This window comes from Maritimimonas sp. 2304DJ26-3 (genome assembly GCF_056591635.1).
Genome location: NZ_JBWQOK010000002.1, coordinates 13,413 through 38,269, shown reverse-complemented (window position 1 = coordinate 38,269; position 24,857 = coordinate 13,413). Strand labels below are relative to the sequence as shown.

21 protein-coding genes are annotated in these 24,857 nt (G+C 32.5%); 8 read left to right on the top strand and 13 right to left on the bottom strand.

Annotated elements, in window-relative coordinates; all coding sequences use genetic code 11:
• Positions 1 to 101: 101 nt before the first annotated feature.
• From AC1EUV_RS04960 to AC1EUV_RS04930, 7 genes are all read right to left on the bottom strand, one after another.
• Entirely contained in the window at positions 102 to 371 is a 270-nt protein-coding gene (locus tag AC1EUV_RS04960) for a hypothetical protein (RefSeq protein ID WP_480197576.1), read from the bottom strand.
• Between the two features lie 61 nt (positions 372 to 432).
• On the bottom strand, positions 433 to 1,056 hold the full coding sequence (locus AC1EUV_RS04955) for a CatA-like O-acetyltransferase (protein WP_480197575.1): 624 nt from the start codon (positions 1,054 to 1,056) through the stop codon (positions 433 to 435).
• Positions 1,057 to 1,059: 3 nt separating this feature from the next.
• Entirely contained in the window at positions 1,060 to 1,758 is a 699-nt protein-coding gene (locus AC1EUV_RS04950) for an HAD family hydrolase (protein ID WP_480198279.1), read from the bottom strand.
• On the bottom strand, positions 1,755 to 2,717 hold the full coding sequence (locus AC1EUV_RS04945; RefSeq protein ID WP_480197574.1) for a type I phosphomannose isomerase catalytic subunit: 963 nt from the start codon (positions 2,715 to 2,717) through the stop codon (positions 1,755 to 1,757). Before AC1EUV_RS04945 ends, AC1EUV_RS04950 begins: the two co-directional genes overlap by 4 nt.
• 3 nt (positions 2,718 to 2,720) lie before the next feature.
• Positions 2,721 to 3,131, bottom strand: a complete 411-nt coding sequence (locus AC1EUV_RS04940; RefSeq protein ID WP_480197573.1) for a 6-pyruvoyl trahydropterin synthase family protein — start codon at positions 3,129 to 3,131, stop codon at positions 2,721 to 2,723.
• Positions 3,132 to 3,133: 2 nt separating this feature from the next.
• Entirely contained in the window at positions 3,134 to 3,655 is a 522-nt protein-coding gene (idi, locus tag AC1EUV_RS04935) for an isopentenyl-diphosphate Delta-isomerase (RefSeq protein ID WP_480197572.1), read from the bottom strand.
• A gap of 19 nt (positions 3,656 to 3,674) precedes the next feature.
• Positions 3,675 to 4,892 (bottom strand): hypothetical protein, encoded by a 1,218-nt coding sequence (locus tag AC1EUV_RS04930; protein ID WP_480197571.1) that lies wholly within the window; start codon positions 4,890 to 4,892, stop codon positions 3,675 to 3,677.
• Between the two features lie 72 nt (positions 4,893 to 4,964).
• Between AC1EUV_RS04930 and AC1EUV_RS04925 the strand changes: the two genes are divergently transcribed.
• The 3 genes from AC1EUV_RS04925 (at position 4,965) to AC1EUV_RS04915 (ending at position 7,637) form a co-directional block, all read left to right on the top strand.
• The gene (locus AC1EUV_RS04925) at positions 4,965 to 5,672 is read left to right on the top strand and encodes a peptidylprolyl isomerase (RefSeq protein ID WP_480197570.1); all 708 of its coding nucleotides are present in this window, start codon (positions 4,965 to 4,967) and stop codon (positions 5,670 to 5,672) included.
• Positions 5,673 to 5,706: 34 nt separating this feature from the next.
• A complete protein-coding gene (locus AC1EUV_RS04920; RefSeq protein WP_480197569.1) occupies positions 5,707 to 7,293 on the top strand; it encodes a peptide chain release factor 3 in 1,587 nt (528 codons plus the stop codon).
• Between the two features lie 113 nt (positions 7,294 to 7,406).
• A complete protein-coding gene (locus tag AC1EUV_RS04915; RefSeq protein ID WP_480197568.1) occupies positions 7,407 to 7,637 on the top strand; it encodes a hypothetical protein in 231 nt (76 codons plus the stop codon).
• A gap of 36 nt (positions 7,638 to 7,673) precedes the next feature.
• Here AC1EUV_RS04915 and AC1EUV_RS04910 read toward each other — a convergent pair whose 3' ends face one another.
• The 4 genes from AC1EUV_RS04910 to AC1EUV_RS04895 all read right to left on the bottom strand — a co-directional run bounded on the left by AC1EUV_RS04910 (position 7,674) and on the right by AC1EUV_RS04895 (position 15,231).
• Entirely contained in the window at positions 7,674 to 10,637 is a 2,964-nt protein-coding gene (locus AC1EUV_RS04910; protein ID WP_480197567.1) for an ELWxxDGT repeat protein, read from the bottom strand.
• 35 nt (positions 10,638 to 10,672) lie between these two features.
• Complete coding sequence (locus tag AC1EUV_RS04905; RefSeq protein WP_480197566.1) at positions 10,673 to 12,307, bottom strand: alanine/glycine:cation symporter family protein; 1,635 nt, start codon at positions 12,305 to 12,307, stop codon at positions 10,673 to 10,675.
• 120 nt (positions 12,308 to 12,427) lie between these two features.
• Positions 12,428 to 13,534: a hypothetical protein gene (locus tag AC1EUV_RS04900; protein WP_480197565.1), complete on the bottom strand. Its 1,107-nt coding sequence runs from the start codon at positions 13,532 to 13,534 to the stop codon at positions 12,428 to 12,430.
• A 71-nt stretch (positions 13,535 to 13,605) separates the two neighbouring features.
• Positions 13,606 to 15,231, bottom strand: a complete 1,626-nt coding sequence (locus AC1EUV_RS04895) for an arylsulfatase (RefSeq protein ID WP_480197564.1) — start codon at positions 15,229 to 15,231, stop codon at positions 13,606 to 13,608.
• 131 nt (positions 15,232 to 15,362) lie between these two features.
• On the opposite strand from AC1EUV_RS04895, the gene AC1EUV_RS04890 reads away from it, so the two are divergent.
• From AC1EUV_RS04890 to fdhD, 5 genes are read left to right on the top strand one after another with little or no spacing between them, the layout of a single operon-like run.
• Entirely contained in the window at positions 15,363 to 16,445 is a 1,083-nt protein-coding gene (locus AC1EUV_RS04890) for an AI-2E family transporter (RefSeq protein WP_480197563.1), read from the top strand.
• A 2-nt stretch (positions 16,446 to 16,447) separates the two neighbouring features.
• Complete coding sequence (locus tag AC1EUV_RS04885; RefSeq protein ID WP_480197562.1) at positions 16,448 to 17,620, top strand: THUMP-like domain-containing protein; 1,173 nt, start codon at positions 16,448 to 16,450, stop codon at positions 17,618 to 17,620.
• A 59-nt stretch (positions 17,621 to 17,679) separates the two neighbouring features.
• Positions 17,680 to 19,299, top strand: coding sequence for an NADH-ubiquinone oxidoreductase-F iron-sulfur binding region domain-containing protein (locus tag AC1EUV_RS04880; RefSeq protein WP_480197561.1), 1,620 nt, complete (start codon positions 17,680 to 17,682; stop codon positions 19,297 to 19,299).
• Positions 19,300 to 19,310: 11 nt separating this feature from the next.
• Entirely contained in the window at positions 19,311 to 22,076 is a 2,766-nt protein-coding gene (gene fdhF, locus AC1EUV_RS04875) for a formate dehydrogenase subunit alpha (protein ID WP_480197560.1), read from the top strand.
• Between the two features lie 11 nt (positions 22,077 to 22,087).
• Positions 22,088 to 22,882 carry a formate dehydrogenase accessory sulfurtransferase FdhD gene (gene fdhD / locus AC1EUV_RS04870; RefSeq protein WP_480197559.1) on the top strand — a complete coding sequence of 265 codons (795 nt, stop codon included), beginning with the start codon at positions 22,088 to 22,090 and terminating at the stop codon, positions 22,880 to 22,882.
• 38 nt (positions 22,883 to 22,920) lie between these two features.
• Here the strand turns inward: fdhD and AC1EUV_RS04865 are convergent, their stop codons facing one another.
• Entirely contained in the window at positions 22,921 to 23,949 is a 1,029-nt protein-coding gene (locus tag AC1EUV_RS04865; RefSeq protein WP_480197558.1) for a LacI family DNA-binding transcriptional regulator, read from the bottom strand.
• A gap of 3 nt (positions 23,950 to 23,952) precedes the next feature.
• On the bottom strand, positions 23,953 to 24,843 hold the full coding sequence (locus AC1EUV_RS04860) for a glycoside hydrolase family 17 protein (protein WP_480197557.1): 891 nt from the start codon (positions 24,841 to 24,843) through the stop codon (positions 23,953 to 23,955).
• Between the last annotated feature and the right edge of the window lie 14 nt (positions 24,844 to 24,857).

The window sequence follows — 24,857 nt, the reverse complement described above, 5'->3', positions numbered from 1 at the left end:
TATTATTAGGCATACATATTTGTCAACGCATTAGGCGTAATCATATTATAAAAGATATGTTAAAATAGATATCTTTCATAGCAATTTTCGACTTAAAGATACTATAATTTCTGAATTTTTCCAAGCAAACCATTAGCTCTGTCTTCTAATTCTTTATTGATCGCCTTAAAGTGAACTTTCCTATTTTCAACATCTTTCGCATGAATTTTCTCTATCAACTCATCAAAAGTTTCGATAGTTTCATCTATAATTTTTTCAGCCTTAGCGGCCTTCTTCTCATCTTCTTGGAGCATTTGCCACATATAGCATTCTTCAATAATATCAGATAGTACGTAATTAATATCTTTCTTTAAATTTTTTACACTTGCCATAATTCTGTTTTAATGCTGCAAATTTAGTTTAAATAAGCCATTATTTATGTTTAAAGTTTTATTAAAATTTATTGAGGTTTTTCTGAAATTCTTCTACAAATTGCCCTACATGATAACCATCTACTAAGGCATGATTTACAGCAATAGCTACGGACATTTTTAGGGTCCCGTACTTCTCAACTACTTTGCCAAAAGCTAACCTAGGTACACTATCTTTATTATTTCCTGCAAAAGTTTCTTTGTGTCCTGTAAAATTAACCCAAGGTATAGCTGAACAATAGATGCAAGCAATAGAATCAGTCGAAGGAAATAAATCTGTAGAATTTACAATACGCTCTTTTTCTCTTAAAAAATTAGCATTAAACGTTTCAAATTCTTCTGAATAATTGATAAATGAAAAACCATATGTTCTATCTGGTCTTGCTATAGTCGCTGAAGCGGCAATTTCATCATAGATTATAATCTTATCATCAATAATGCGATATCTTAGGTTCTCAATAGAGTTAATTGCCTGAATAGCAGCATGTAAATATCTGGAAAAAAAAGAAGTATTAGTATCTTTTGCTAGTTTATATACTTTTGTTACATCCATTTCCACTGTAATCGCAAAAAAAGGATCAACAAGTGTCATATAATGCTCAAAAAGTTGTTCTCTATTCCATGTAGAAATGTCTAATTCTCTCATTTACTAAACAAATTTTAAAACATCTGTTAATTTAGAAATTGTATGATAATTAGTAGAATCATCATTATTATCAACTGTTTCATGTGCCCAAGTTGTATGAAATGGAACATGTATAGCCTTAGCTCCTACTTCTAATAATGGAAGTACATCAGATTTTAAAGAATTGCCTATCATTAAGAATGACTGAGGTTTTATATCTAAATGAGAAAGTAGTTTTTTATAATTTTCAGGTTTCTTTTCGCTTAATACTTCTATATGATGAAAATATTTGGTCAAGTTAGATTTTTCAAGTTTACGCTCTTGATCTAAAAGATCTCCTTTTGTAGCTAAGATGAGCTTGTATTTACCATTTAATGCCTGAAGTGTTTTTTCTACGCCACCTAACAACTCAATAGGCTTTTCTAGCATCTGTCTCCCCAAATCAATTATTTTTTTGATAGACTTCTGATCTATTTTATAATTGGACAGTTCTAAAGCCGCTTCAATCATCGATAAAACAAACCCTTTTACGCCATAACCATATAAATGAAGATTTTTTATTTCTACCTTAAATAGTTCTTGGTCTAATTTATTTTCGGTTTCATACTTGGAAAGCAATTTAGCAAACTCATGCTCAACTTCACGAAAATAGGTCTCATTTACCCATAATGTGTCATCTGCATCAAAGGCAATTACTTTTATCTCAGAATAATCTATCATTATATATATACTTCTAGCAATTTAGATTTATTGTCAGATTTAATTGTGAGTACTTTTAATGCAGCGGGTACTAGCACTGTTTCACCTTGGTTTACTTCAACATTATTGATGATTACTTTACCTTCTGTACATATATAGATTACAAAAGAATCTTTCTCACTATGGTCAACAGAAACCGTTCCTTCAACAGGAAAAATATTCGTTTTAAAATATTGACAATCAATTATATTAGATTGTTTATTTATACTTTCAGTGTATTTGGTGCTATATCTGTTCTGAGCCTTATAATCTATAGCATCTAAAGCTAAATCCGTATGTAATACACGGTAATTTCCATTATCATCTTGCCGATCCCAATCATATACACGATATGTAATATCACTAGTTTGTTGTATTTCAGCTAATACAACACCTGCACCAATTGCATGTACTCTACCTGTTGGTATAAAATAAACATCTCCTTTCTTAACCTTATCTACATTTAGAATTTTTAGCAATGATTTATCCTTGAGATGCTTTAAATATTCCTTTTTATTTGAATTTTTTTTAAATCCGACTATAAGTTCTGCATCATCCTCTGAATTCATAATGTACCACATCTCAGTTTTACCAAACGAATTATGACGCATTTTAGCTAATTCATCATTTGGGTGTAATTGTATACTTAGTGGTTCTTTAGCATCAATAAACTTTATTAATAAAGGGAATTTATCACCAAATCGCTCATAAATTTCTTTTCCAACAAGAGTTGCTTTATAATATTTAATAAGTTCCTTTAAATTTTTTCCTTTTAGCTGTCCATTAGCTATTATTGAAGTATCACCCTCAACATCAGAAAGTTCCCAACTTTCTCCAATTGAGTTCTTGTCTGATTTTTTATTTAAAAGTGTTTTTAACTTTTCTCCTCCCCAAATACGTTCCTTTAGGATTGGTTTAAATTTTAAAGGGTAATCTAACTCCATCAATTACTTGCCATTATAGGTTACATAATTTCTTGGTGTTTCATACAGCGTCACAGATAATTCCTTAGAATTGCTTATGTGCGATCTTAACTTATTCCAAATTACTACTGCTATATTTTCTGCTGTAGGGTTTAATTTTTTAAACTCAACAACTTCTTTATTAAGGTTCTTATGATCTAAAAGCTCTTCAACCTCGGTTTTAATTAACAGCTTTAAAACCTTCATATCAATTACAAAACCAGTTTCAGGGTCAATTTCACCTGTAACAGAAACTACTAAATCATAATTATGACCGTGGTAGTTCGGGTTGCTACATTTACCAAATACTTGGGCATTCTTCTCATCTGACCAATCTGGTCTAAACAAACGATGTGCTGCATTAAAATGTGCTTTTCTATTTACAGTAACCTTCATAATTATGCTTCAACTAAACGCTGATAATATTCATTAAAAATGATTTTAAACCATTCAGTATAAACTTCTGGATGCTTTTGCATATCATCTTTAATATTATCTAAATCCATCCATTTATAACTTTCTACCTCTTCTTTATTAATTTTCGGTTCTCCTTCAAATTCACCAATCATTACGTGATCCAGCTCATGCTCAGTCAACCCGTTATCGAATGGTGCCTTATAGATAAAAGAAAATACTTCTTTCAATTTGCATTCAAAGCCCATTTCTTCTCGCAAACGGCGCCTACCCGCTTCTATACTAGTTTCTCCATCTCTTTGGTGACTACAGCAGGTATTTGTCCACAATAACGGAGAATGATATTTATCAATCGCTCTTTGTTGCAATAATAATTCACCTTTTTTATTAAATACAAATACCGAAAAAGCCCTATGCAATAAAGCTTTCTCATGCGCTTCCATTTTAGACATCAGCCCAATCTTTTCGTCATTCTCATTAACTAAAATTACTAGTTCTTCCTTCATTATTCAAATTTCTACAAAACTACAAATTCTCTAAATTAATATAAGCCGTTTTAATTACAGGGTTTTCACTCGAAACGTCTGTCCAGGCAAAATAAGCTCTATCATTTAAAATTTCCATCTGTGGAAATCCGCTTGAACGAGATGGATCAAATTCTGAAATAACGATAGGATCCTCCTTTTTACCTGAAATATGAACTTTAACAACTCTAATAACAGTTTTAGAATTTTCTAATGATACCCAACTAATGAGAGCATTTTCACTATTAATCATAGCAACATCTACTCGACCAATAGTTTGTACTTCATCAATTAAAATAGGTTTATCAAAAGTTGCACCATTATCTCTTGAAAAAATAACTTGAACTTTCGGCATCTCACTAGATGCTGTATACCAAGCAATTACTAAATTGCTTTTGTTGCAATCTGCTTTTGGCCCATTTACTGGGCATCCTTCAATCTTCCAATTATCATTATAAATTGGTTTTGGTAATGACCATTGATTATCTATTAAACGTGTAATGTATATATCTCTAATCTCTGTATTGGATCGATCACGATATACTACGACAGGTCCATTTTTGGTAATTGCAGCTGATGTTTGGCAACAATCACATGTCTTTGAATCTAATTCAAATTCATTTATTTTAGTTCCGCTAGCTAAAATTTCAGCCGATCTAATAGTCATTGCGCTATTTTCATGATGATCATGACCACCCGTAGCATTTCTACCATCTAACCATGTAACAAAAAATGAGTCATTTTTATATGGTAACATAGTAACAAAACCATGTTCAGACTTAGTACCGTCATCATGTAAAATAAAAGGATCTGACCAAAAATTCTCTTTTTTTCTAAACTGTTTTAAATAAATATCATAAGTATATGTTCCATCTTCAGATTTTTGTAGATAATGACTTAATAGATTGCCATTATTTTCAGCTATAGCAGGAAAATCTGCCCAATTAACAAACCAGTCCCTTCCATTTGTTATTTCAAAAGGTGTAGACCACTCATTATGAATTAATTTAGAATAATTCAAACTTGAGACTGAATCATTGATTTTTTGCGTCCAAGACATAAATAATTCTTTGTCGTTAGAAAATAAATATGGCTGAACACAATTTTCAGAAGAAGGCGCTTCTATATAGTTGATTTCAACCACCGTGTCTTTCTTATCACTGATTTTACAGGAAAGTGCTACCACTAAAAACAATAAAATAAAATGTATTTTTCTCATTGATCAGAATAATAATCGAAAATACAAAGTTTTATATGATTACAATTATATTTGCTTATCATAATTCTAATAATGCGACTACACACTTTTGTTTTTCTAATCTTAATGTTATCAGTAACGTCTTGTCACGAAAAAAAGCAAGCACCATTAGAAAAAAGTAAAACCCAAGTCAATATTGATAAACCTTCTAAACCGACTAGTAAAAAACAAGCGCAAAAAAAATTAAAAGAAGAAACAATTAGTAGAAAAAATACTGTAGAATTTTTAACTAAATACGGAAAAGAAAATCCTGAGACTTTAGTTTTATTTAAAACAAGATTAGGCGATTTAAAAATCAAATTATATAAAGATACGCCATTACACAGGGCAAGTTTCATTTTTTTAACAAAAGAGGGGTATTTCAGTACTACTAGTGTACATAGAATTGTTGAAGGTTTCGTTGTGCAAGGTGGTAATTCTGAAGCTCCATCGACAAGAAAGTTAAGAAGAAAATTTGATGCATATACATTATCATCTGAATTTAGAAAGAATAGAACTCACATATATGGAGCTATAGCAGCAGCACGTGATTGGGATAATAATCCAAATAAACGCTCAACACCTTTTGAATTCTATTTTGTGCAAGATAAGAACGGTAGTCATCATCTAAATGGAGAACACACGGTCTTTGGCGAAATTATTAGTGGGTTTGACACATTAGAAAAAATTGCAAAAGTTAAGGTTGGTAACGACGAATGGCCAATACAAAATGTCTACTTTGATGCTACAGTAATTCGTTAAATTAAACTTATATTTGCCTCCCCAATTTTAATTCATGAGTTTTTTAGAAGAAATACAACGTAGACGTACCTTTGGTATTATTTCTCACCCAGATGCAGGTAAAACCACTCTAACGGAAAAGCTGTTACTCTTCGGTGGTGCAATTCAAGAAGCTGGCGCTGTAAAAAATAATAAGATTAAAAAAGGGGCAACTTCCGATTTTATGGAAATTGAACGCCAGCGTGGTATTTCTGTTGCTACTTCTGTACTAGCTTTTATCTACAAAGACAAGAAGATTAATATTCTAGACACACCGGGGCATAAAGATTTTGCTGAAGATACCTTTAGAACGCTTACTGCCGTAGACAGTGTTATTGTAGTGATCGATGTTGCCAAAGGTGTAGAGGAACAGACTGAAAAACTAGTTGAAGTCTGTAGAATGCGAAACATACCTATAATTGTCTTTATTAATAAATTAGATCGCGAAGGTAAAGATGCTTTTGATCTTTTAGATGAAGTTGAACAAAAATTAGGGTTAATAGTTACGCCATTAAGTTTTCCTATTGGGATGGGTTATGATTTTAAAGGAATTTATAACATATGGGAAAAGAAATTAAATCTATTTTCTGGAGAAAATAAACAAACTGTTGCTGAAGGAGTTGAATTTGATGATATTTCGAACCCTGAATTAGATGAAATTGTTGGCGAGGATGCCGCCAACACTCTACGCGAGGAATTAGAATTAGTCTATGAAGTTTATCCAGAATTTAATCAACAAGAATACTTAGAAGGAAAATTACAGCCTGTATTTTTTGGTTCTGCGTTAAATAATTTCGGTGTAAAAGAGTTACTCGACTGTTTTATAAATATTGCTCCCTCTCCACAACCGAAAATGGCTGAAGAGCGATTGGTAGATTCAAAAGAAGAAAAATTAGCAGGTTTTGTATTTAAAATCCACGCAAATATGGATCCAAAGCACCGTGATCGTTTAGCTTTTGTTAAGATTGTATCGGGTACTTTTAAACGTAATGCTCCTTATTTACACGTACGTAATAATAAAAAGTTGAAATTCTCAAGCCCTAACGCTTTTTTTGCTGAAAAGAAGGAAATTGTTGACGAATCTTTTCCTGGAGATATTGTAGGTTTACATGATACCGGTAACTTTAAAATTGGTGATACACTAACAGAAGGTGAGCAATTAAATTTTAAAGGAATTCCTAGTTTTTCACCTGAACATTTTCGTTATGTAAACAACGCTGACCCAATGAAAGCTAAGCAGTTATATAAAGGATTAGATCAGTTAATGGATGAAGGAGTTGCTCAATTATTTACCTTAGAATTAAATGGTAGAAAAGTGATTGGTACTGTCGGTGCTCTTCAATATGAAGTGATTCAATATCGTCTCGAACATGAATATGGTGCAAAATGTACTTACGAAAATTTACCTATGCATAAAGTGTGCTGGGTAGAGTCAGAAAATGAAAAAAATGATGAGTTCACCGAATTTAAACGTGTAAAACAACGTTATCTAGCGAAAGATAAACAGGGACAATTAGTGTTTTTGGCAGATTCAGCCTTTACAATACAAATGACGCAGCAAAAATACCCTAGCGTAAAACTGCATTTTACCAGTGAATTTTAAGATTTAGTTAGTAGGAATAATAGATTCTTATTATACCTAAATAAGAATAAATAATAAAATTTCTTTCATATTTGCATGAATTTTGCTAGCTTTATATTAGTAATACTATTTATATGAACAAAGAACATCAAGAAATAATAGATAAAGCATTAGAATTTGAGAATTCTAAAAACCCAATAACAAGTACCTCAGAACGTGTTATCGTTTCAAGAAAATCTAAAGAACATATATTGGCTTTAAACGAAATATATAAGGTTACTAAAGACGTTGAAATAATGGATATTATGAAGCGTTTAACAGCAATTAAACAAAGAGCTGAAAAACGCTTGATAATGCGCGTATAAATAATTTATTATCAATTACTTAGCGTATTACATTTTTTACTTAATTATCAATTTAGTAGTTAATTCTCGACTATCTTCTAATTGAATTTTTACAAAATATATACCAGCCAATAAATTATCCACTTCTAAACTCATTTTATTTGTTTGAATGCTATTTTTTACGGTTTTTAACTTTTTACCTTTTATGCTAAATAAATCAAGTTTTAAAATAACTGATTTATCATTTGTGCTAAAACTAACAACTCTATCTGAAGGGTTTGGGAACATGGCAACTTTCAATCTATCTGCATCATTGTTATTTAAATAATCAGAAGAGTTTAGCGTAATATTATTAGGAGTGGTTACATATAATTCAGTTCCACTAATCTCATTATAAGCACTAAAATAAAGCTTATCACCGCTGCTAATAATTTCTCCAAATGAATCAAAATCATCAAAATTTTGTCCATTAATGACGTTTATATCTAACTGCTCAGTACCTTCTACTGTTCCATTGGTTACCCAAACCTTTTGAAAGTAATCATCTCCAATATAAAATAAGTTCTTTTTTAGACAAGCTAAATCTTTTATATATTGAAACCCTCCAGCAATTGGTTCAGTAATTTTTATTGTTCCATTAACCGTACCGTCTGTTCTCCACAATTCTTCATCAACACCTGAACTATTTTTAATTGTATAGTATAAATAATCACCACATATAGTTAAATTACTCATACTTATAAGGTTATCATTATGATTGATTCCATCATATAACAATATGGTACCATCAATTGTACCGTCCGTCTTGTAAAGAGATTTTCTGAAACTTTCTGGATTATCAGCAAAAAAGTACGCCTCATTATTAAATATGACCATAAAATTATTATTAGGCCCAGAACCAATTCCAAAAGTTTTGAGGAGCTGTGTTCCATCTATAGTACCATCAGATGACCATAATTCATCACCTTCCGAGTTTCCTTCTACAATTAGTATTAATTTATCATATGTAGCAACAATTTTTCTTATATAATCGAAATGTTTAAATTTAAAAGTATTAGTTTCCGTACCATCAGATGAATAAAGAGAATAGCTCAACCCGTCATTAGCAGCAAAATAAATCCGACTATTCAACTTTGTAAAATGAGAAGGATAGCTCCCGACTCCAAAACTTCCATTTCGAATATCCTTAATCATATACGTACCGCTTTCAGTTCCATCGCTTACCCATGGTTCAAAACCATGCGAACCGTCACTCCCCATAAAATATAACTTATCATTGATAACATAAAAGTCGTCATATCTCCTTAGACCATCCTTATTACCAATATTCAAATCTTTTACCATAACTGAACCTTCTTCTGTTCCATCACTCTTCCAAAGTTCAAAGCCATGAATACCATCACTTGCATTAAAGAATAAGGTCCCATTGATATTTCTCATACCAGATTCATCTCTTATACTTTGGAAGTGATCATTATTTATATCTTTAACCATGTAAGTGCCGTCTAAAGTGCCATTACTTTTACATAATTGAATACCATATTCTAGAGCTCTAGCACCGAAAAAAAGCATACCGTCAACATCCGTTAATTGTTTCGGATAACTACTATTAGCTTTGTTAAGATCTTTGAAAAATTTAGTTCCTAAAACACTTCCGTCTGTTACCCAAAGTTCATTACCATTCTTATTGGTTTCAAGACCAAAAAAAACTTTATTGTTATAATCAATAAAGTCGAAATTAAAATTAGAACTAGACTTAATTCCATTATTATTTAACTCATATGTTCCTGAATCGGTACCATCACTAATCCAAAATGTTCTCAGTAAATTAACATCTTTATATCCAGAAAAAAATAATTTATTATTTAAAACTTTCAAATCTTTAATAGAACTTGTTCCACTTCCAACATAAATATCCTTTACTATTTTTGTTCCTGTTTCGGTTCCATCAGATTTCCATAACTCAATGCCATTAACGCCTTCATCGGCTAGAAAGAAGACTTCATTATTCAACTTAGTGAATGGAGTCCTATATGGTATACTCCCAAGGTTTGGATTTATTTCTTTAATCATTATAGTTCCTTGTGCTGTGCCATCACTTTTCCAAAGTTCGCTACCATGAATCCCATCATTGGCTACAAAAATTAGCTGATTATTAACAACCTGACCCTCTAAAGAGAATACACCGTTAGAAAAACCTTGCCAAATATCTTTAACCATGGAAGTACCTTGAGGTGTTCCGTCACTTTTCCAAAGCTCATAACCATTTTGACCATTATTTGCAACAAAATAAAAACTGTTATTCAGCATTAAAACCCTATTATTCAATAAAATACTACTAAAAGATTCATTAATATCTTTAAACAACTCTGTTCCTTCAGAAGTCCCATCAGTAAACCATAATTCAACATTATGTGTACCATCATCTGCTGAAAAAAATAACGATTCATTAAATACAAAAAAGGATGCAGGATTACTATGATTAATACCTGGATATATATCTTTTAACAACCTTGTTCCTGCCTCAGAACCATCACTTACCCATAGTTCACTCCCATTTATGCCATCTTCAGCTGCAAAATATATTTTGTTATTAAAAATTTTTAATTCAGATAATAATGGAAATGAATCAATACTACCACTCCTAATATCTTTTATAATATAAGTGCCATCTCTAGTTCCGTCACTTCTCCATAACTCATACCCATGTACTCCATCATTAGCTATAAAAAACAATATGTTATTGGCAACGACTAATGATTTGATTCCAGAAGAATTTCTACCTTCATAAATATCTTTTACTAAATAAGTGTTTTCAGAATCTCCATTTGAAAACCATAATTCTCTTCCGTATATTTTATTATTTGCGGTGAAATAAAATCCAGAATTAGTTTTAATGAAATTTTGCGGGTCGCCATCTTCAAAGAAATTTAATTCTAATAAAGTAGCATCTAAGGTCTGAGCATTTATTGCAACCGAATTTAAAAAGAAAAAAAAGAAAATAGTAGTATATTTTTTCATGTTTAGCGTTTTAATATTACAATACTAAAAATTTGTTACGATATTGACAAAGAGTTTTTAATTTTTTTTATTCCAACTAAATATTTATTTAATTCTTCTCTAACCTTAGGAAATAAAAACAATAGCCCTATCATATTAGGGAATACCAATGCTAAAATCATAGCATCTGAGAATTTAATTACTGCATCTAGCGTAACAGCCGCTCCTAAAACTGTAAAGATTAAAAAGATAATTTTATAGGTTAAGTCTGTCCATTTTCCTCTACCGAAAAGGTATTTCCAAGATTGTAATCCATAATAAGACCATGAAAGAATGGTGGAAAAGGCAAACAGAACTACTGCAATGGCTAACACATATGATGATCCTGGAATGGCACTATCAAATGCCATAGAAGTTAAATTTACTCCTCCTGCTCTACTACCATCAGCTAACAATGCTTGATTGTTTATTACATCTCCGTATACAAAAGCACCATCAACATTGAACATGATAATAACAATGGCCGTCATAGTGCAAATCACTACTGTATCAATAAAAGGTTCTAATAAACCTACAAGCCCCTCAGAAGCTGCAAATTTTGTATTTACCGCAGAATGCGCTATAGCAGCTGAACCAGCTCCTGCCTCGTTTGAAAATGCCGCTCTTCGAAAGCCTTGTATCATAACTCCAATAAATCCACCAGTAATAGTAGCTCTAGGTGTAAACGCTTCGCTAAAAATTAACTGAAAAGCATCATCAACGTAGCTGAAATTTGAAAGAATAATAAATAAGGCCGTAGCTACATAAAGAACAGCCATAAATGGTACAATTTTTTCTGTAATCTTAGCAATTCGTTTAATACCTCCAATTATCACAATTCCAACAAAAATGGCAAAAATGAGTCCAATGATACTTCCAGAAGATGACCCTTCTATGCTAAATCTAGATATTATTTGAGCTGCTGCTTGATTGGTCTGAAATGCATTACCACCACCAAATGATGCACCAACACATAGAATAGCAAATAAGCCAGCCAATAATTTACCTAAATGCTTATAGCCATTTTCCCTTAGCCCTCTAGATAAGTAATACATCGGTCCACCATAAACACTTCCCTTTTCATCTATATCTCTATAACGTACTCCTAAGGTACACTCTACAAATTTTGATGACATTCCTAATAAACCTGCTAAAATCATCCAGAAAGTAGCTCCAGGACCTCCAATTGAAATAGCTACTGCTACCATAGCGATATTTCCTAAACCTACTGTACCAGAAACAGCTGTAGCCAATGCTTGAAAATGATTGACCTCACCGTGATGACTTTCATCTTTTAAGGTATCTACAATGTCTCCTTCTATTACATGAACATTCGAAGTTGTTTCTACTTCTAAATATTCTAATTCATCATATTTTCCTCTTACAACTTGAATGGCTGTTGGAAAATGACGAAAATTTACAAATCCAAAATAAATGGTAAAAAATAAAGCTCCAGCAAGTAATAGTATCAACACTACAGGAATCCCATGTCCTGCAATAGTAATTTGTGTAAAAATTAAGCTTTCCCACCAAATAGCTATAGGCATAAACGCATCGTTTATTTTTTCATCTAGCCCTTTTGATTGTGCAGACGCTAAGAAAGGAGTTAATAATAGTAATGTGAATAGTAAGTGTTTCTGTTTCAAATTCATGACAATGATTTTTTAATTCGACGCAATTTGTATCATGAATTATCTTTGCATGTAAAAAGTCAGAAATAAGATAAAAATGTCAGTAAAGTAACTACTGACAAAAATGTAAATAAGTAAAATTTAAAGTGTAATATTCTTTGGAGGCAACGCTAATCGGATTCTTCGCTCTCGCTTTTCCGACATTTCAAAAAGTGTTTTCTTTAATGGGTTTAGGTGATGATTTCGTGTCCAATTCTCCTTACCAAAGACACCATCTAATAAAGCTGTAAGCAATCGTTTAATCTCATTATGATCATTAATATCATACGTTTTTGAAAGATCAAAATTCTTTGGTTTTATTTCAAGCCAATCATCTTTTTGCTCTTTTTTACGTTCAGCAAATCTTAGAAATAGATTAAATAATGCTGGAGTTAGTTGAACTTTCCGCTCATTTTCACCAGGTAATCCTTTTAAAAGTACAAATTGTTCTATTTTATCTTTATTATTTCTCTTCTTATCAAACTTAATATAAAAATGCTCTGAATCTGGTATTACATTCTCTGCTAACTCTTTTACCCAACTCAATGCTAATGCAAAGAATAACATAATTAATGATGTTTTAAAGATGGCTGAAAATAAGGTAAGGTTTATAGATGAGTCGGTTAGTTTATATAATTGAGCTACTAATGTTATAAGTACAGTAACTAGTGATAACCATGCCAACATTTTTAATCTTCGTTTTGCGAATGACTCCCATAAAACAAAACCTAAAAAGCCTAAGGTTAGAAACGCATAGTAGACATCTAGTTCACTAATTAAGCTTAATGTTTTACCAGAAATCATCTTGCTTATTGTTGGTAGTAATGAAAATAAAAAAGGTAAGCCAATAATATATATCCAGTATTTAGATTTTATAATATGTTCAACAGGTTTTGGTAAGTATCGAAACCAAGGCAAAGCTAACAGAATAAAGAGACTATTGAATAATGATAAAATACTACGCCATCCATCAAGTATAAAGTTATTCCCTAAAGATGTATTCGCAAAATATACTTCAACAATTCCAGAAATGCTCCAACATAAAATTGAAAGTGCCAACCATACTTGGCCAAAATCATTTTGTCGCTTGCCTATATGCCACCAGATAGATAGCAAAGCTATAAATGCAAATAAACAAACAGTAAACTGCCACCATCCATAAAAAGATAGAATATCTGATTGCCCTTGAAGTATATTAAAAGAATTCAAATTACTGTTTTACATATGACTCAAATGTAGTAAAAACTGAAATGTAATTATTTTTGAAGTTATTATAAAAATCATTGAGAATTAAACCGTTGAACCTTATAGTTCACTTTAAATTCTTTCCACACGCTTAATAACTCTTGAAATTTTTCAGGATACTCTGTTTTAACATCCTTAGATTCTTGTGGATCTTCTTCTAAATTGAAAAGTAAAAAATTTGATTCTTCCCAATTCATGGCTGGGTTTACAAGTTTCCAATTTCCCTTACGAACTAGCGCGTGATGATTATGCTCCATAACCCAAGCTTCATCGGCACTATGTACCTCTTTAGTACTTCCATTCAAAACGGTTAATAATGATTTTCCTTGGAGCGGATGCACCCGTTTACCATTGTAATACTCAGGAAATTGCACATTAGCTACGTCATAAAATGTCGGAGCTAAATCCGTTAAAGTAGTAAAGCCTTTATAAATTCCTCCCTTACCATTTTTATATGGATGTCGAATAATAGCAGGTATTTTTATACCTCCTTCAAAAGTGTATTGTTTGTGATTTCTAAAAGGTGCTGCACCAGCTTCAGCCCATTGCTTATCATAAAACACAAAAGAAGTTGGTGAACCCATATTTTTATAACTGTTATCATAAATGCTATCTAAAAACCTACGAATTGAAGGTTCTGCATAAAACTCTCCAGCTGCTGCTCCATTATCACTCATAAAAACTATTAAAGTATTATTGTATTGATTTATACTCTTTAAAAATTTTATAAGGCGCCCAATATGAAAATCTAGATTTTCAACCATACCAGCGTATAATTCCATTTTACGTGATTCTATTTTTTTTTCTTCAATTGTAAGAGAATCCCATGGTTTTATTCCTGGGTATAAGGATGGTAATCGATGTTCTTTAGAAATGATTCCTGCATTTTTTAATCTTTGATGGTTCCTTACTCGTAAAACTTTGTAACCATCATCGTATTTTCCTTTATATTTTTTCCAAAACTTATCTTCCACTTGCAGAGGCCAATGTGGTGATGTATATGCTGCAAAAGCAAAGAAAGGCTGATTATTTTCTAAATCTTCTTTAATGAAATCAATTAAATAATTTGTGTAAATCTCTGTCGAATATCCATCCATAGGCCATTCAGCTTTTTCTCCATTAAGACTATAGTGTGATTTTGGATTTGAAGCTGTAAGATTTATATCATTGTAGTGATTTCCTGCACCTTCGTGCATTATAAATGATCGTTCAAAACCTTTATTGTGTGGTAATTGATCATCTTTACCACCTAGATGCCATTTACCAGCCATATAAGTTCTATAACCAGCCTTTTTTAACAACTGAGGGATAGTAATTACACGATCGCTTAAATGACCTTCGTATCCCCAATCGCCTATCCTTCTAAATTGTGATCCCATGCCTGCAATATGATTGTTAGCGCCAGAAAGAAGAGAAGCTCTAGTTGGTGCACAGGAAGGAGCTGAATAAAAATTTGAAAAACGAATTCCTTCACTTGATAAAGAATCAATATTAGGTGTACTTATATCACTACCATAACTACCAATGTCTGCATAGCCCAAATCATCAGCAACTAATAGTAATATATTAGTTTTTTTATGGATTGTATTTTTATGGGATTTCTGACATGAGATAAAACATACTACTATAAATAATATGGTAAAAAACGAAGATTTCAACATGGTTTATTTAGCTAGCGTTAATAATAGATTGATTTTGAATACTATAAAGATATCAAAACAATATAAACTAATTAATAATCCAAAGCTATGGGTGAATAATTGGTTTAATTTTTTGCTATATATTTACGCTTATGAACTCAAAAACAATCAGCAACGGAATCTTACGAGCGCTAGGTATTATTTTAAGCATTGCAGGGCTTTTGTATTTTCTCTACCAGATAAGGTCGGTTATAGTTTACATAGTTATAGCAGCAGTATTGTCGTTAATTGCACGCCCAATAGTAAGGTTTTTAAAGCGAAAGTTAAAGTTTCCGAATACTTTAGCCGTCGTTACTACTATGACACTATTTCTAGCGATGTTGTTTGGATTGATTTCAATGTTTATTCCAGTGATAGTTAAACAAGGACAAAATCTTTCTTTATTAGATATTAATCAGCTTGAGTTAAAAATTGAGAATTTACTAAATCAAGCTAATGCTTATTTTACTTCTCACGGAATCAATATTTTGGACCAATTAAAAAGCGTAGATATTTTTTCTAATGTAAAGATAATTCCTAATTTTTTAAATAATGTAATTGGTACTATAGGAAGCCTTAGTGTTGGGTTATTCTCGGTGTTATTTATTGTATTTTTCTTTATGAAGGATAGTCATTTATTGCATAATGCTTTAATGGTAATTGTTCCTGATAAAACCGAAAGTCGTTTTGCTGCTTCTATGGAAAAAATAGAAGACCTTTTATCAAGATATTTTATCGGTTTGGTTACGCAAATCTCGATACTGTTTGTTTTATACACAATAGTTCTTCTCATTTTTGGGATTGATAATGCCATTGTTATTGCATTTTTGTGTGCTTTATTGAATTTAATCCCTTATGTAGGACCTTTAATTGGAGGTGTTTTAATGGCGATTTTGACCATGACCAGCCATATAGATGAAGATTTTAAAACACAAATCTTGCCTACAACTATTTATGTACTGATCGGTTATGGAATTACGCAACTTATTGACAACTTTATAAGTCAACCACGTATATTCTCTCAGGCTACAAAAGCACACCCCTTAGAAATCTTTTTAGTAATTATTATTGGTGGGTTAATATTCGGTGTTACCGGAATGATCGTAGCAGTACCAATATATACCGCCTCAAAGGTGATTTTAAAAGAGTTCTTAGCGGAAAATAAGATTGTAAAGTCGCTTACTAAGGATTTATAAAATTGAATCCTAAAATTCTACATAAAGAAGTTCAAGATTTTATTAATAAAAATCTTAAAACTGATATTTCAAAATTACTTTTTAAGGGTAGTCCTTTTGGCGGTATTACCATTCAGGAATTAGCAGAACAAGTTGAAGCCAAAAAGCGTTGTGAAAAAAAACTGCCAACTTGGTTTCAAGCCCAAAACATCTATTACCCAAATAAACTTAACATTGAGCAGACTTCCTCTGAAGTAACAGCAAAGTATAAATCTAAGCTCATTTCTGGTAGTTCGATTATCGACCTAACTGGTGGATTTGGCATTGATTCCTACTATTTTTCTAAGCAATTTAAAAATGTAACTCATTGTGAACTTAGTACTGAACTCTCACAGATAGTTACTCATAATTTTAAGCAGCTAGAAACTACTATTAAAACAATAGCTCAAGATGGCTTAGCTTATTTAGAAAATGAAAACCAGCAGTTTGATTGGATATATGTAGATCCATCACGAAGAAATGATTTAAAAGGCAAAGTTTTTCTCTTAAAGGATTGTTTACCCAATATTCCAGAAAATCTAGACTTACTATTTAAGTATTCAGATAATATCTTAATTAAAACATCGCCTATTCTAGATATTTCAAGTGCAATAAATGAACTTAAGTATGTCAAGGAAGTTCATGTGGTTGCCTTAGAAAACGACGTAAAAGAGTTATTGCTTTTACTTAAAAAAGATTATTTAAGCACAATAGTTATCAAAACTGTCAACATAAAAAAGGATATAGCTGATACATTTGAAGCTGTTTTTAATTCAAATACTATAGCAACATATTCTGAGCCTCTAACCTATTTATATGAACCTAATTCTGCCATTTTAAAAGCTGGACTATTTAATGAAGTATCAAATCAATTAAATATTTATAAATTACATGTTAACAGCCATTTGTATACTATAAATAATTTAATAAAATTCCCCGGAAGACGTTTTAAAATAAATCATAAAATAGCTTATGATAAAAAACAGCTAAAACAATTAATCCCATCTAAAAAGGCTAATATAACTACGCGTAACTTCCCGGAAACGGTAGCTCAAATCCGCAAAAAAACAGGCATTAAAGATGGCGGTGATCAATACCTCTTCTTCACAACCGGCATTGATAACAAACATGTAGTACTCATCTGCGAAAAAGTTTAACTATAGCTCTTTTTATATCGTACTTTATTTTAGTAATTTAGTCCAACTAATCATTATTCATGGCAAATAAGAATATTCGTTCATTATCCTATAGAAAAGAACTAGATGACAACCTTTTCGAGAATGTTGCTCAATTAGCCAATAAATCTGCTTCTCAAGTAGAATATCATGAATTGGCTGAACGCTTTATGATTGACGACTCTGTGGTGTTTGGAACTACTTCTTTTTATGATTTTTTACGTCCAGAAAACCAAGGTAAAACTGTGCATGTGTGTAATGGTACAGCTTGTATGGTTGCTGATAGTCAGGAAAAATTGATCACTAATTTAGAAGGTATTGTTGATAAGGATAAAATTGGTCATGCCCCATGTTTAGGTCATTGCCACCAAAATAATGCGTTTCTGTATGATGATAAAACCTATTCTTCAAATTCACCAGAAGTATTAAAAGAAATTATTGACACAAAGGATTATCAGGATAATATTTATCATGTAGATTGTAATTCTACACCTATACTCACTTCAACTATTGATGATATCGCCAGTTTTTATAAACTAGCAGATGAGTTTAGAAATAAGCCATATGAAGCTATTTCAGCACTCAAAACATCTAATTTAAGAGGCCGTGGTGGTGCTGGGTTTCCATTTTATTTCAAGCTAGATGCTACCATAAAAGAAGAAACAGATCAAAAATATATCGTTTGTAATGCAGATGAAGGTGACCCAGGCGCCTATTCTGATATGTACTTGATGGAGCTTCAACCTCATAAGGTGTTATTCGGGATGTATATGTCTGGAATTATTGTAGGTGCAGACACAGGTGTACTATATATTCGTGGCGAATATCCAGATTCTATTCGTAAAGTAAAAGCGGCAATAGATGAATTAAAAGGGTTAGGATTAGCACAAGACTTTAGGTTTAAGATCATTAGAGGGCAGGGATCTTATATCTGCGGTGAAGAAACAGCATTGTTGAGTTCTATAGAAGGCTTGCGCCCAGAAGTTAGGGTTCGCCCACCCTACCCTGCTCAATATGGTTTATATGGTAAACCAACTGTACTATCTAATGTTGAAACGTTTGCTAATGTACATTGGATTTTAGAAAACGGAGGTGCGGCTTATACTAATTTAGGTAACCAAAAATCTACTGGTACAAAGTTAGTTTCTTTAGATAGTTTCTTCAATAGGCCTGGTATGTACGAAATTGAAATGGGTACACCATTAAAAACTGTGTTTGAAGAATACGGTAAAGGGTTTAAATCAGATGTAAAGGCTGTACAAATTGGGGGCCCTTTAGGTGGTATTGTTCCTACTCATAAAATTGATGAGCTGACCTTAGATTTTGAGTCATTTACTTCTCAAAACTTTCTATTAGGGCATGCCAGCGTAGTTTCTATACCTGCAGATTTTCCGATGGTCAAGTTTTTAGAACATTTATTGGAGTTTACAGCTGATGAATCTTGTGGCAAGTGTTATCCTTGTAGAATTGGTTCGCATAGAGGGTATGAAATGCTGAAAAAAGCTCAAAACGAAAATTATAAGATCGATAGACAATTATTCGATGATCTAGTTGAAACCTTAGAAATAGGTTCTTTATGTGCATTAGGTGGTGGTATTCCCTTGCCGATTAAAAATGCATTACAGTATTTTGAAGATGAATTGAAGTTATACTTCGCTTAATCAATATTATAATGGAAGATAAAGCAACACAAAGTATACAAGCAGAAAAGTTAAAAAATGGCTCTCCAAAGGCTTATATTAACAATCAAGCATATACAATTATGCCTGGCGAGACAATTCTCGAGTTTGTAAGACGTATTGAAGATAGAGACGCTATACCAACCATGTGTCAAGATGATCGTTTAGATAATTTTGGTTCTTGCAGAGTTTGTTCTGTAGAAGTAGCGCGAGTAAAAGATGGCGAAACAAGAACAGTAGCCTCATGCCATACACCTGTTGGTGAAGGACAATACATTTATCATACTACTGATAAGATGAAGCGTTTGCGCAAGAATATTGTTGAATTGGTATTATCTGATTATCCTCCCGATAAAGTTTTTGCTCCAGATGATAAGAAACCAACCGAATTTCAAAAAACAATCGCTCAAATAGGTATCCCAAACGTACGTTATCCCAAGGGAGATCATCATTTAGATATAGAGCCAGATAGAGCACACCCATATATAAAATCAGATCTATCGCAATGTATTAATTGCTATCGTTGTGTACGTGCCTGTGAAGAAATTCAAGGTGAAATGATCTTAAATATGTCTGGTCGTGGTTTTGCAACCAGTATTATTAAAGGTTTTGATACTTCGTTTGATGAATCTGCTTGCGTTTCTTGTGGTGCCTGTGTACAAACATGTCCTACTGAAGCACTTACCGATAAATTTGAAACTAAAACTTTAATAGCAGATAAAACGGTTAGAACCACGTGCACTTATTGCGGAGTTGGCTGTCAATTAGATGTATCTGTTATTGATGGAAAGATTCGTGGTATTCGGGCTCCCGAAACTGCTGAAGTAAACGAAGGACATACTTGCTTAAAAGGACGTTTTGCATTTCAGTTCTATAACCATCCAGATCGTTTGAGAGAGCCCATGATTAAAAAGGATGGCAAATTTGAAATTGTTTCTTGGGATGAAGCTTATGATTTTATTACTGACAAGTTGATAGAAATAAGAAAAAAGCATGGTCCTGACGCTATTGGAGGTATTTCCTCTTCTCGAGCTACCAACGAAGAGAATTATTTAATGCAAAAAATGATTCGTGTAGCTGTAGGTACAAACAATATTGATGGATGTGCCAGAGTTTGCCATGCGCCAACAGCCTATGGCATGCAACAAGCATTTGGTACAGGTGCGGCAACAAACTCTGTAGAAGATATGAAGGATGCTGATGCCATATTCTTATTCGGTGCCAACCCAATAAAAGGGCATCCGGTAACAGGCGCTAAGTTTAAGCAGGCTTTTATGAAAGGGGTCACTTCTATTGTAGTAGATCCCGTAAAAACCAAATTAGCTGATCTTGCTACTTATCATTTACAAATTCGCCCGGGAACGAATGTGGCTATCCTTAATATGATTGCTCATTATATCATCAAAGAAGGCTTAGTAAAACAAGACTTTATCGATTCTTATACCGAAATGTATGATGAATTTAGAGATCATGTTATTGGCTTAGATATGGATGAGCTTTCTGAACTTACCGGAGTTAATAAAGAGCTAGTTAGAGAGGCAGCTATTGCCTACGCTTCCGCGGAAAGAGCAATGGAATTTCACGGGTTGGGAGTTACTGAACATTTTCAAGGAAGTAAAACAGTGATGTTGCTTTCAAATATTGCCATGATGACTGGTAATGTGGGTAGAAAAGGTGTAGGATTAAATCCGTTGCGAGGACAAAACAATGTGCAAGGGGCAGCTGATATGGGTGTTCAGCCACATCAAGGAGCAGGATATTTAGATATAAACAAACCTGAAATCCAGCAATATTATGCTGAAAAGTATGGTATTGAAAAAATGCCAGAAAAAGAAGGTTTAAAGATTCCTCATATGTTAGATGCTGCCATCGATGGTAGAATAAAGGCCTTATACATCGTGGGTGAAGACACTATAATGACTGACCCTAATTCTAACCATAGCATCAAAGCTTTTGAAAACTTAGAACTCATTGTAGTTCAAGAACTATTTATGACTGCTACGGCTGAACTAGCTGATGTAGTTTTACCAGCTTCTTCATATTTCGAAAAAGATGGTACGTTTACTAATGGAGAGCGCCGTGTTCAAAGGGTAAATAAAGTTGTAGAACCCATTGGGAATACTAAACCTGATGGGCAGATCATTATTGATATGATGCATCGATTAGGTTATGATCAACCAACAGGTTTAAAGTATGAAGCTTCTAAAGTCATTGAAGAAATTGCAGATGTTATTCCGTTTATGAAAGGATTAAGTTGGGAGCGTTTAGGCAAAAACGGCTTGCAATGGCCTGTTAAAGAAGATGGTACCGATACCAAAATGTTACATGTTGATGGTGCCTTTAAAAAAGGAAAAGGAAAATTCCACCACTTTGATTTTGAGGAAACACCTGAGATTGTTGAGCATGGTGCTACCTATCCTTTTATTTTGACGACAGGTCGAGAACTAGAGCATTACAATTCGGGTACTATGACTCGTCGTACAGATAATCAAGAAATTTTAGGCAAAGATTATTTAGAAGTGCATCCTCGAGATGCAAAAGATAAAGATGTTACTGATGAAGATATTGTTCGGATTTTTTCTGATCGAGGAAGTGTAAATATTCCCATCAAAGTTTCCAAAAATGTAAAACGTGGTATTTTAAGAACTACTTTCCATCAACCAGAAGTTTTTATAAATATTATTACTGGAAGTGTTGGTGATAAAGAAACGCTGACGCCAGAATATAAGGTAGTTGCCGTAGATTTTGAAAAAGTTTAAGCATTCAAGTTATGCAGTCGTATAATTATGATGCCATTAAATACAACGGTAAAAATTCTAAGAAGATTAGTGATACCCTTGTAGTCGAAGCTGCTTTGCAAATTAATATTAATAATGAGCCATACACTGTTGTAATGAGAACACCAGATAATGATGAACATCTGATCCGAGGCTTATTATACGCAGAAGATATTTATAAAAGAACCGAACCCTTATTATTAGAAACTATCGAAGAAAAGTCAAATGGCTTTTCAATTATTAATGCTATAATTCCAAAAGAAAAACTCGGAAAAGGCTATATGAATAAACGTACATTGCTTTCTGTTTCATCTTGTGGAATTTGTGGTAAACAAGAACTTTCTGATATAGAAGTTGAAGGGTCATCAATTCAACCGAATGACAAAATAAGTTTAGCTGCAATCAAAAAGATGTATCAAGAAATGAAATCTAGGCAAAATTTATTTAAAAAAACTGGAGGATCTCACGCTACTGCTGCTTTTAATTCGACTGGTAATGTATTGAGCTTAAAGGAAGATATCGGTCGACACAACGCCTTAGATAAAGTGGTCGGAGAACTCTTGGACACTAAGAAATTAAAAGAAACTAGTTGTATTTTAGTTAGTGGTCGCGTTTCGTACGAAATAATTTCTAAAGCATTTATCGCTAAAATACCTTTAGTCGTTGCTGTATCAGCTTGTTCATCATTAGCAATTGATTATGCTAAAGAATTAGGAATTTGTGTAATTGGTTTTAATAGGGATAATAAAGCAACTGTGTATGCAAATCCTGATTACGTTAGAATCTAAAAGCAGAATTGAGAAGTAAAAATTTTTAAGAAATTCATTTAATTATAGCAACTCTGTGCTAGTTTTTTTGTAGATCCTCTTTCTATTATTTCTGAATCTACGGTATATGTTGAAAAGCTATCATTTATTTCTTCAATGCTTTTAACTAATGTTTTGATAGCATTTTTACCTATTTCTAAGGCATTTTGATTAACAACAGATAAAGGAGGATCTAACAGACGAGAGGTTTTGTTATCTGAGAAACCAATTATAGAAATATCGTTAGGAACGTCATAACCATTTCTTTTGGCTATTTTTAAAGCGATAGCAGAAGACACATTATCTGATGCTAATATCCCATCTAAATCAGGGTTATTCTTTATTAATTTATCTATACTTAACTCATATTCATTTTTGCTTTTTATTTCTAAAACAATTGGATCTACCTTATCAAAATAACTACTTACAGCCATCTTATATCCATTTATCCTTAGCTTTCCTAATCTTATATCGTTTAACGAAGTAATCAGTGCCACTTTTCTACAGCCAGATTTATAAAGATGCTTTGTAGCGTTATATGTGGCCAACTCATCGTCAATAATCACCTTATTACATCTTTTTATTTTATCAGAAACTCTATCAAACATTGTTATAGGGTATCCATTATTAATAATTTTGTTAAAATGGTCAATTCTTTCTAGTCTCTGAGTTTCTTTAGCTATCGAAAGAATAAAACCATCTACACTTCCATCTGATAGGAGTTCTAAGCAATCAACTTCCTTTTGATACTTATTATTTGATAAGCAAATAATTATTTGATACCCTAACTTATTAGCTTCTTCTTCAATACCAAGGAGCACTTTAGCAAAGAAATAATTTAAAATATTTGGAATAATTACACCTATTGTCTTTGTTTGACGATTTCTTAGATTTTTAGCAGTCTTATTAGGTCTATAATTATATTTACTTGCTAATTCTTTCACTAGCCTTTTTGTATTACTACTAATTTCATAACTATCATGTAAGGCTTTCGAAACTGTAGATACAGATAAATTTAATTCATCGGCAAGCTGTTTAAGAGTAACCATTAATTAAAACTTCAGTTTTTCATTTTTATCCCAAATACCCCAATAAGCTCCAACATCACCCTCAGATCCTACTTTCCATGATTCATCGAAAGAGGAAAAGTAGAATATTTCTATATCTTCTTCCTGAGACCATTTTTGTGTATTTATAAAATACTTTATAGCGTTTTCTTCTGAAGGAAAAGCTCCTTGAAGGCTTGTGCCTTGACTTGGCCAACCGGTTTCGGTAATAATTACTTTTTTACCATTACCAGCATGTTTTGCTTTATTATACATATCTTTCATATACAATAAAGAATAATCTAAGTCGCAACCTTCCCAGAAAGGATAACAGTTTGCTAAAATTACATCACATGCCTCAGTAATTGCAGGCCTCTCCTGAAATTCATAATAGGCGTCAACATAGCCTACAGGTATATCTAAATTCTTTATAGAAGCTTTAACATAGTAGATTTTATCTAAAAGCTCACCCTCATTTAAATCTCCTCTATACATAACTTCATTACCAACGGCAGCAACATCTACAAACCCTTGATGTGATAAACTAATAAGCCCTTCTAGCTCTTTCTTATTAATTTCTGGATCATCACCCAACCACGCACCAGCTAACGTTTTCATTCCCATCTCTTTAGCAATTTTTGGAATAAGTTCGTTTCCATCCGTACAAGAAAATGAACGAATCCATTTTGTATACGGCTTCATAATCTCTAATCGACGTCGTATTTGAGATTCAGACAATTGATCTCCTGGCTTTTGTCCTTCTTGGTATGGACTAGAACATAAACCATGCATTCCAGACTCAAGAGCTTTTCTAAACAGTGCTCTTAACTCCTCGATAGATAATCCATTATAATCTATGGATGCTAGCGCTAAAAATTTTTCTCCTCTATATGACATAATCTAATAAATTA